Source organism: uncultured Sphingomonas sp. (genome assembly GCF_913778135.1).
Classification (GTDB): Bacteria; Pseudomonadota; Alphaproteobacteria; order Sphingomonadales; family Sphingomonadaceae; genus Sphingomonas.
The window spans coordinates 1-8,039 of the sequence record NZ_CAJYVU010000148.1; the positions used below are offsets into that span (position 1 = coordinate 1).

12 protein-coding genes are annotated in these 8,039 nt (G+C 68.8%); 4 read left to right on the forward strand and 8 right to left on the reverse strand.

The genetic code is table 11. The features are described 5' to 3' along the window. The 5 genes from QZ847_RS13620 to rimP all read right to left on the reverse strand — a co-directional run. Positions 1–613, reverse strand: a 613-nt coding sequence (locus QZ847_RS13620; RefSeq protein WP_294357324.1) for a translation initiation factor IF-2 associated domain-containing protein, incomplete at its 3' end; no start/stop codon positions are given. Beyond that, positions 610–1,347 carry a DUF448 domain-containing protein gene (locus tag QZ847_RS13625; RefSeq protein WP_294357326.1) on the reverse strand — a complete coding sequence of 246 codons (738 nt, stop codon included), beginning with the start codon at positions 1,345–1,347 and terminating at the stop codon, positions 610–612. The genes QZ847_RS13625 and QZ847_RS13620, both read right to left, overlap by 4 nt. Next, positions 1,328–1,558 carry a 4-oxalocrotonate tautomerase family protein gene (locus QZ847_RS13630; protein WP_294357329.1) on the reverse strand — a complete coding sequence of 77 codons (231 nt, stop codon included), beginning with the start codon at positions 1,556–1,558 and terminating at the stop codon, positions 1,328–1,330. Before QZ847_RS13630 ends, QZ847_RS13625 begins: the two co-directional genes overlap by 20 nt. Further along, positions 1,558–3,189 (reverse strand): transcription termination factor NusA, encoded by a 1,632-nt coding sequence (gene nusA, locus QZ847_RS13635; protein WP_294357331.1) that lies wholly within the window; start codon positions 3,187–3,189, stop codon positions 1,558–1,560. Before nusA ends, QZ847_RS13630 begins: the two co-directional genes overlap by 1 nt. A 1-nt stretch (position 3,190) precedes the next feature. Continuing rightward, positions 3,191–3,751, reverse strand: coding sequence for a ribosome maturation protein RimP (rimP, locus tag QZ847_RS13640; protein ID WP_294357332.1), 561 nt, complete (start codon positions 3,749–3,751; stop codon positions 3,191–3,193). A 218-nt stretch (positions 3,752–3,969) separates the two neighbouring features. Between rimP and QZ847_RS13645 the strand changes: the two genes are divergently transcribed. Beyond that, entirely contained in the window at positions 3,970–5,223 is a 1,254-nt protein-coding gene (locus QZ847_RS13645) for a PQQ-dependent sugar dehydrogenase (protein ID WP_294357334.1), read from the forward strand. Between the two features lie 32 nt (positions 5,224–5,255). Here QZ847_RS13645 and QZ847_RS13650 read toward each other — a convergent pair whose 3' ends face one another. Continuing rightward, complete coding sequence (locus QZ847_RS13650) at positions 5,256–5,639, reverse strand: PaaI family thioesterase (protein WP_294357336.1); 384 nt, start codon at positions 5,637–5,639, stop codon at positions 5,256–5,258. After that, a complete protein-coding gene (locus QZ847_RS13655) occupies positions 5,636–6,112 on the reverse strand; it encodes a PaaI family thioesterase (RefSeq protein WP_294357339.1) in 477 nt (158 codons plus the stop codon). Before QZ847_RS13655 ends, QZ847_RS13650 begins: the two co-directional genes overlap by 4 nt. Before the next feature lie 110 nt (positions 6,113–6,222). Between QZ847_RS13655 and QZ847_RS13660 the strand changes: the two genes are divergently transcribed. The 3 genes from QZ847_RS13660 to QZ847_RS13670 all read left to right on the forward strand — a co-directional run bounded on the left by QZ847_RS13660 (position 6,223) and on the right by QZ847_RS13670 (position 7,741). Next, entirely contained in the window at positions 6,223–7,029 is an 807-nt protein-coding gene (locus QZ847_RS13660) for a crotonase/enoyl-CoA hydratase family protein (protein ID WP_294357342.1), read from the forward strand. A 134-nt stretch (positions 7,030–7,163) separates the two neighbouring features. Next, positions 7,164–7,415, forward strand: a complete 252-nt coding sequence (locus tag QZ847_RS13665; RefSeq protein ID WP_294357344.1) for a TMEM175 family protein — start codon at positions 7,164–7,166, stop codon at positions 7,413–7,415. 170 nt (positions 7,416–7,585) lie between these two features. Continuing rightward, entirely contained in the window at positions 7,586–7,741 is a 156-nt protein-coding gene (locus QZ847_RS13670) for a hypothetical protein (RefSeq protein ID WP_294357346.1), read from the forward strand. On the opposite strand, the gene QZ847_RS13675 is transcribed toward QZ847_RS13670, so the two are convergent. After that, a partial coding sequence (locus QZ847_RS13675; RefSeq protein ID WP_294357348.1) for an acyl-CoA thioesterase occupies positions 7,738–8,039 on the reverse strand: 302 nt, incomplete at its 5' end. The two genes, QZ847_RS13670 and QZ847_RS13675, sit on opposite strands and share 4 nt — an antisense overlap.

Genomic DNA, 8,039 nt, shown 5'->3' on the forward strand with positions numbered 1-8,039 from the left:
TCGGCGCAGGGGCCGGACGCGGCGTCGTGGCCGGGGCGGCTGCGACGGGCGCAGGCGCAGGTGCCTCGACCGGGGCCGCCTCGACGACCGGGGGGGGCGTGGGCGCCGGTGCCTTCACCTCCGCGACCGGCTCGGGTGCGGGAGCAGGGGCCGGTGCCGGCGTCGGCTCCGGGGCGGCGGCCTTCGCGGCGGCTTCCGCCTCGGCGCGCGCGCGCTCCTCGACACGGCGGCGCTCGTCCTCGGCGGCGCGCTGACGCTCCGCGTCCTCACGGCGACGCGCGTCTTCCATCGCGTGCATCCGCTGGTCCTCGGCCTCGCGCAGCAGGCGCGCCTGACGCTCCTGCGCCGTCTCGTTGGAGACGGGTGGGCGCGGCGCGGCGCGCGGCGGGGCGACCGGCGCGGCGGGTGCCGGGGTCGGCTCCGGCGCCGGGGTCGTCGCCTCCGGCGCGCCACCCTGCGGACCGAGCACGCGGCGACGCTTCACCTCGACCACCACCGTATTGCTACGGCCGTGGCTGAAGCTCTGCTTCACCTTGCCGGTCTCGACCGTGCGCTTCAGCCCCAGCGGCTGGCGCATTCCGAGTTTCGGCTTGTCGTTGTCGGTCTCGCTCACTCAAATTCCTCGTGCAGTCTCACGGCCGGTGCGGTCGTCCCGGCGATGCCGGGCGCCGATGCGCCTTGCGCGGCCGTAGCGCAAGGTGCGGTGTTCAGATCAGGGCCGATAAAGTGCAGCCAACGATCGAGCGCTTCGCTGAGTCGTTGTGCCGCAGCGCGGTCGATGACGCCGATATGTACCACATTCTCGCGGCCCAGCGCCAACGACAATATGGAGCGCGGCACCGGCAATGCCAAGCCCTTCAGGTCGGAACCTTCGCGATCGGACCCGACGCGCCACGCCTGCGCCAGTTTGCGACACCCGTCGTCGGAGGCGTCGGCGGCATGGTAGAGCGAATGCAGCTTGCCCGATCGCGCCGCCGTCTCGATCCGCTCGGATCCGGTCAGTACCGTCCCGCCGCGCGATTCGAGGCCCAGCCGATCGAGCGCGTTGCGCTCCAGCGCGGTGGCGATCAGCCCGCCCAGATCGTCGGGAACGACGAACTCGCCGGTCTTGAACGCACGCGCCAGCGCGCCGCGCAGCTTGCCCTTGGCGATCGCGTGCTCCAGCTCGGCGCGCGCCACCCCGATCCACGCGCCGCGTCCCGGCGCCTTCGCGCGCACGTCAGGCAGCACGCGTCCGTCGGGGGCGAGCGCCAGCCGCACCAGCGCCGCCGGCGCCGCGCGCTCGCGGGTAAGGATGCAGGAGCGTTCGGGCGTGCCGGTCAGCGTCTCATCGCCGGGGTTCCGCATGAGCGTCTCCCCCGGCTCTGGGTGCATCGCGGTCGGCGAGCAACTGCCCGCCCGCGCCGTAATTCTCCGGCGACACTTCCTCGATCACGATCTGCACCGCCGCCGGATTCTTGCCCAGCCGCGTGACCAGCGAGGACGTGACATCGGCCACGATCCCCGCTTTCTGCTCGCGCGTCGCCGCGCCCGCCAGTCGGATCGATACGAACGGCATCAGGCGTCCTGATCCTCCGAAGCGTCTTCCGCCGCCGGCTCGGTCGTCGGCTCGTCGTCGAACCAATGCGCGCGCGCGGCCATGATGATCTCATTGCCCTGCTCGTCGCTGAGGCCGTATTCGCCCAGCACGCCGCCCTTGTTCTCGGGGCGGTCGGTGCGGCGCGGCGCATCGTCGTTGCGGCGGCGCGGCTCGGCGCGCTTCTTCTCGACCAGCTCGTCGGTCGCCAGATCGGCGAGGTCGTCGAGCGTCTTGATCCCCGCCTTGCCCAGCGTGACCAGCATCGCCTCGGTCAGATACGGCAGCTCGGCCAGCGCATCCTCGACGCCCAGCGCGCGCCGCTCGTCGCGGTTCGCCTGTTCGCGACGGTCCAGCGCTTCCTGCGCACGGCTCTGCAATTCCTGCGCGAGGTCTTCGTCGAAGCCCTCGATGCCGGCCAGCTCGTCGAGTTCGACATAGGCGACCTCTTCGAGCGCGCCGAAGCCTTCGGCGACCAGCAGCTGCGCCAGCGTCTCGTCGACGTCCAGTTCGTTCTGGAACGTCTCGGAATTCTTGACGAACTCCTGCTGGCGCTTCTCGCTGGCGTCGGTCTCGGTCAGGATGTCGATCGCCTTGGCGGTCAACTGGCTGGCGAGGCGGACGTTCTGGCCGCGACGGCCGATCGCCAGGCTCAGCTGATCGTCGGGGACGACCACCTCGATCCGGTCCTCTTCCTCGTCGATCACCACGCGCGCGACGTTGGCCGGCTGCAGCGCGTTGACGACGAAAGTCGCGGTGTCGGGCGACCAGGGGATGATGTCGATCTTCTCGCCCTGCATCTCCTGCACCACGGCCTGCACGCGGCTGCCCTTCATGCCGACGCACGCGCCGACCGGGTCGATCGACGAATCGTGGCTGATGACGCCGATCTTCGCGCGGCTGCCCGGGTCGCGGGCGGCGGCCTTGATCTCGATGATGCCGTCGTAGATCTCGGGCACTTCCTGCGCGAACAGCTTCTTCATGAAGTCGGGATGTGCGCGGCTCAGGAAGATCTGCGGCCCGCGATTCTCGCGCACCACCTTCAGGATCAGCGAGCGGATGCGGTCGTTGACGCGAACCACCTCGCGCGGGATCTGCTGGTCGCGGCGGATGACGCCCTCGGCACGGCCCAGGTCGACGACGATATGGCCGAACTCGACACGCTTGACGACGCCGGTGATGATCTCGCCGGCGCGCTCCTTGAATTCTTCATACTGGCGCTCGCGCTCGGCGTCGCGGACCTTCTGGAAGATCGTCTGCTTGGCGGCCTGCGCCTGGATGCGACCGAACTCGATCGGGGGCAGCGGATCGACCAGATAGTCGCCGACGCTCGCGCCCGGCTGCAGCTTCTGCGCGCCGTTGACGTCGACCTGCTTGTAGATGTCGTCGACCAGCTCGACCACCTCGACGACGCGCCACAGACGCAGGTCGCCGTTGTTGGGATCGAGCTTCGCGCGGATGTCCATTTCCTGGCCGTAGCGCGTGCGCGCCGCGCGCTGGATCGCATCCTCCATCGCCTCAATGACGATGCCCTTGTCGATCATCTTCTCCGACGCGACCGAATTGGCGATCGCGATCAGTTCCGCGCGGTTCGCAGTGACGCCCGTGGCCATCTTACTGACTGTCCTCTTCTTCAAATTCTTCTTCTTCCGCGCCCTCTTGCGAGAGCGGGACGGTGGTGGCGATCAGCCGGTCGGTGAGCAGCAGCTTCGCGTCGGCGACCTGATCGAACCCGATCGTCATCGGCTCGTGCTTGCGCACGTCGATCGTGATCCGGTCGCCGTCGGTACCCACGAGGTCGCCGGTCAGCTGCTTTCGCCCGTCGACCGGCTGGGTCAGATGGATGCGGGCTTCATGCCCCTTCCAGTCCTCGAAATCCTGCAATCGCGTCAGCGGGCGGTCGATGCCGGGGCTCGAGACCTCAAGCCGGTAGGCGCCGTCGATATAGTCGCGCCCGGCCTCTTCTGCGGCGTCGAGCTGGTCGGAGATGCGACGCGACAGATCGGCGCAATCGTCGATCGTCAACTGGCGCGTGTCGGGGCGTTCGGCCATCACCTGCAACGTACGCTCGTCACCCTTGCCGAACAGGCGCACGCGCACCAGCGCGAAACCGAGCGCCTCGGCCTCGGGTGCGATCATGGCATAAAGGGCGTTTGTATCGTCCAAGCGGGTCATCCGAACATGCGTTTCTTGCCGCCGCGGAGCTGGGCCCCGCAGCCCCTTGCACCTGGCGATGTAAGAGAAAGCACGCGTGATATAGATCGATCGCGCCACCGCCGCAAGCCGGCAACGCTCGCGCGCGCCGGCAATAGTTCGTGACAGGCCCGTGCCGGAACAATCGCGCGCAGCTCGCCTTTGTCGCAGTCGGTATTGCAACAACCGGGGATATGTCCGTGCGCCTGATCGCCTTCACCGCCGCGCTGCTCGCGTCCACCGCCTGCTCGGCCGAGCCGCAGCGGCAGAGCGGGGGCGCGGCCGCCGCGTCTGCCGACGTGACCAGCGGGCCGCAGGGGCCGCAGGTCGCGGGCAGCAACGATCCGGTGCCGAAGAACGCGCCTGCGCCGACCGCGCGCAACGTGCCGGCCACGACCGGACGCGCCAACACGCCTGCGACGCCGCCGCCGGTCGCAATTGCGGAGATGGGGCAGTTCGACGCGCCGTTCGCGATCGCGTTCCTGCCCGACGCGAGTCTGCTGGTGACCGAGAAGGCGGGGGCGCTCAAACATCTCGCAGGCGATGGCCGTGTGACCGATGTAGGCGGCGTGCCCGCGGTGGCGGGGGACGGGCAGGGCGGCTTGCTCGACGTCGCGCCCGCACCCGATTTCGCGACCAGCCGCGCGGTCTACCTGACATACGCCGAGCCGCGGCCGAACGGCGGGTCGAGCCTGGCGCTGATGCGCGCGCGACTGAACGACGAGCAGCTGCGCGATCAGCGGGTGATCTGGCGCGCGGGGTCGGATGGACCCGGTGGGCAGTTCGGCGCCGTGATCGCGTTCGCGCCCGATGGCAAGTCGCTGTTCCTGACCTCGGGCGAGCGGCAGCGCTTTACGCCGGCGCAGGACCCTGAGCAGTTGCTGGGCAAGATCGTGCGGCTGACGCTCGACGGAAAGGCGTGGCCGGGCAATCCGATGTACAAGGCGGGCGGCGCGCGGGCGATGACCTGGTCGAGCGGGCATCGTAACCCATACGGCCTCGTCTTCGCGCCCGACGGGCGGTTGTGGGAAGAGGAAATGGGACCGCGCGGCGGCGACGAACTCAACCTGATCGAGCCGGGCAAGAATTATGGCTGGCCGCTGGTGTCGAACGGCGACAATTATTCGGGTGTCGAGATCCCCGACCATCCGTCGCGGCCTGAGTTCCAGGCGCCGGTTCTGTGGTGGAACCCGGTGATCTCGCCGGGCGGGATGATCGCCTACACCGGCGCGATGTTCCCGCAGTATCGCGGCTCACTGTTCATCGCCGGACTGTCGAGCAAGTCGCTGGTGCGCGTCGCGGTCAACGGCGCGCAGGCGCGCGCGGCGGAGCGGTGGGACATGGGCGAGCGCATCCGCGACGTGGCGCAGGCGCCAGACGGCGCGATCTGGGTGATCCAAGACGGCGAAAAGGGCGGTGGCGGCAAGCTGCTGCGCCTGACGCCGAAGGGCTGAGCCAGACCGGATGGGGCGGAGCGGGGCGAGGCTCAGTCGCGCTCGATCAGATAGTTCATGCGGGCGGCGGCGATCGGCTTGCCCCGATCGTCCTGCCACGCGAACGCCTCCACGTTGGCGACGCGGTTGCCGAGCCGCGTGATCGTGCCCGCCGCGCGCGTCTCGCGGTCACGCCCGCCGCGCATGAAATCGATCGTCACGTTGATCGGCTTGACCCGTCCGCCACCTTCCTCCGCCAGTGCGTGGTGGAGCGCGGTGATTGCGGCGACCTCGAGCAGGCCGGAGATCGCGCCGCCCTGCAGGAAGCCGGGGCGCCCGATCACGCCGTCGTGGAACGGCATCATCATAATCGGCGTGCCGTCCTCGGCGCGTTCAAGCACGGCGCCGAGCAGCGCGGCGTAAGGCGGCAGTCTCATGCCTCCTGCTCCTCGACGGGTGCATGCGAGAGGCGCGGATATTGCCCGCTCGGTATCATGAAGGTGGCGGCGACGTGCGCGATCGGGTCGTCCAGGTCGCCGTCGTGCGCGATCCCGCGCGTGAACGCGATCGAGCGCGCGACGCGCAGGCACTCGGCGCGCCCGATCACGGCGCGGCCGGGGCGTGCGGGGCGAAGGTAGTCGATCCGCAGGTCGAGCGTCGCCTGTGGCACGAACGTCTTGATCTGATTCCAAATCGCGAAGCTGGTCGCCAAATCCATCATCGCGATGATCGGGCCCGAGGCGATTACGCCGCTCGCCTCATCGCCGACCAGCGCGTCCGAATAGGGCAGCGCCATTTCGATCCAGTCGGCCGCGCGCGCGTGGAAGCGGATGCCGAGCCGCCCGCCGTGCCCCCCGAAACGGATGTCGGCGAGCTGGTCGAGCGTCATCGAGGACGGGTTCCATTTCATGCGCGCCTCCTACACCGACCCGCGGCACAGGCAATGTGCGGGTCGATCGGTTGCAGGCCGCGGTTACGGTGGGCTAGCCCGTCATCAAGTGACTAAAGGAGATGGTAGCCATGAGCGACGCGGTGAAAGAAGGCGATCGGGTATCGATCACGCTTGATGATGGCGTCGCCGACGTGCGGCTGACCCGCGCGGACAAGATGAACGCGCTTGATCCGGCGATGTTCACCGCGCTGGTCGACGCAATCGAGCGGTTGAAGACGATGCGGGGTCTGCGCGCGGTGGTGCTGTCGGGCGAGGGGCGCGCGTTCTGCGCTGGGCTCGACATGGCGTCGATGGCGGGGGGCGGATCGGGCATGGCGCTCGACGAGCGGACGCACGGAATCGCGAACACGCCGCAATATGTCTGCACCGGCTGGCGCCACCTAGGCGTGCCGGTGATCGCGGCCGTGCACGGGGTCGCGATGGGGGGCGGGTTCCAGCTCCTGTCGGGCGCCGATATCCGCGTCGCGCATCCCGCCACACGCATGGCGATCCGCGAGACGTACTGGGGGCTGGTACCCGACATGGGCGGGTTCGTGCTGTGGCGCGGCACCGCGCGCGACGACGTGCTGCGCGAGCTGGTCTACACCAGTCGCGAGTTCACTGCCGCGGAGGCGCAGGCATGGGGGCTGGTCACGCATCTGGACGACGATCCCCGCGCACGCGCGATGAGTATCGCGCGCGAGATCGCCGGGCGCAGCCCCAAGGCGGTGCGCGCGGCCAAGCGCATCTTCAACGCGCTGCCCGATCTGGACGCGGCCGCGATCCTGTTGGCGGAGAGCGAGGAGCAGCTCGCGCTGATCCGCAAGCCGGAGCAGATCGAGGCGGTGCGCGCCAACATGGAGAAGCGTGCGCCGGTGTTTGAGGATCGACCGTGACCGTCGGCGTGATTGTCGCCAGCGTGGTTTGTGGCTAGCGCGATCCGCCGGGGAAGGTGCGAAGCGGCCGACGAATGCGGCCATCAGCGATGACGGGCGACGATCATGAGCACGATCGCGCGCAACTGGAGCGCATGGCATTCTTTTCGGATGCGGTGTTCGCGATCGCGATGACGCTGCTGGTGGTCGAGGTGAAGCTGCCGCACATTGCGCGGATGGAGGACGGGCTGCTCGCGCGGGCGCTGCTATCGCTGGTGCCAAGCTATATCGGGTTTCTCGTCAGCTTCCTTGTGCTGGCGCGGTTCTGGGCGTCGCACCACCTGACGCTTGGCAGATGCGCGCGACCAGCCCGACGTTGGTGTGGGCCAATCTGTTCCTGCTGCTAGCGGTCGCCTTAACGCCATTTCCGACCGCGATCGTCGCCGAATATGCGTAATTGCGCGTCGGTGTCGGCTTCTATGCGCTGTGGCTGATCCTGTTGGGCGTGCTCAACCAGCGTATCATCCGGCTGGCGCTCCGCCATCCGTAGCTTCGTCGCGCCGATGCCAGCGACACGGTGCTGGTGCCGCATCTGCGCGCGAGCTGGATCCCGGTGCTGATCGGCGGACTGGCGTTCACCGCCGGAATGATCGCACCGTTCGCGGCGGTCGTCGTTCTGGCGGTCGGCAGCCCGATCATCACCTATGTCATGCGCCGCCGCACGCGAGCCTAACCCGCCGATCCGTTCATCAGCTTGGCCGACAGCGCGGCGCGGAAATCATCGGGGATGCCGCCCTCTTTTGGGTCGGTCATGACGAGCACGGTGTCGCAAGTCGCGATCGCGCGGCCGTGCTGGTGCATGACCGCCAGAACCTCCCACGATCGATTGCCAATATGGCCGATGCCGGTCGCGATCTCGACATCGGCGGGGAAGCTGCCTTCCGCCAGATAGTTGACCGCGTTCATCGCCACGACCGCGCGAAAGCCGTCGTCGCGGTTGAAGCGGCCGAGCTGCCAGTTGAAGCGCACCC

Bases quoted from the DNA above. Each gene is read 5' to 3' on its own strand.
- QZ847_RS13665 (WP_294357344.1), top strand. From the start codon at position 7,164: ATGGCATTCTTTTCGGATGCGGTGTTCGCGATCGCGATGACGCTGCTG.
- QZ847_RS13630 (WP_294357329.1), bottom strand. From the start codon at position 1,558: ATGCCGTTCGTATCGATCCGACTGGCGGGCGCGGCGACGCGCGAGCAG.
- QZ847_RS13625 (WP_294357326.1), bottom strand. From the start codon at position 1,347: ATGCGGAACCCCGGCGATGAGACGCTGACCGGCACGCCCGAACGCTCC.
- QZ847_RS13655 (WP_294357339.1), bottom strand. From the start codon at position 6,112: ATGAAATGGAACCCGTCCTCGATGACGCTCGACCAGCTCGCCGACATC.
- nusA (WP_294357331.1), bottom strand. From the start codon at position 3,189: ATGGCCACGGGCGTCACTGCGAACCGCGCGGAACTGATCGCGATCGCC.
- QZ847_RS13660 (WP_294357342.1), top strand. From the start codon at position 6,223: ATGAGCGACGCGGTGAAAGAAGGCGATCGGGTATCGATCACGCTTGAT.
- rimP (WP_294357332.1), bottom strand. From the start codon at position 3,751: ATGACCCGCTTGGACGATACAAACGCCCTTTATGCCATGATCGCACCC.
- QZ847_RS13650 (WP_294357336.1), bottom strand. From the start codon at position 5,639: ATGAGACTGCCGCCTTACGCCGCGCTGCTCGGCGCCGTGCTTGAACGC.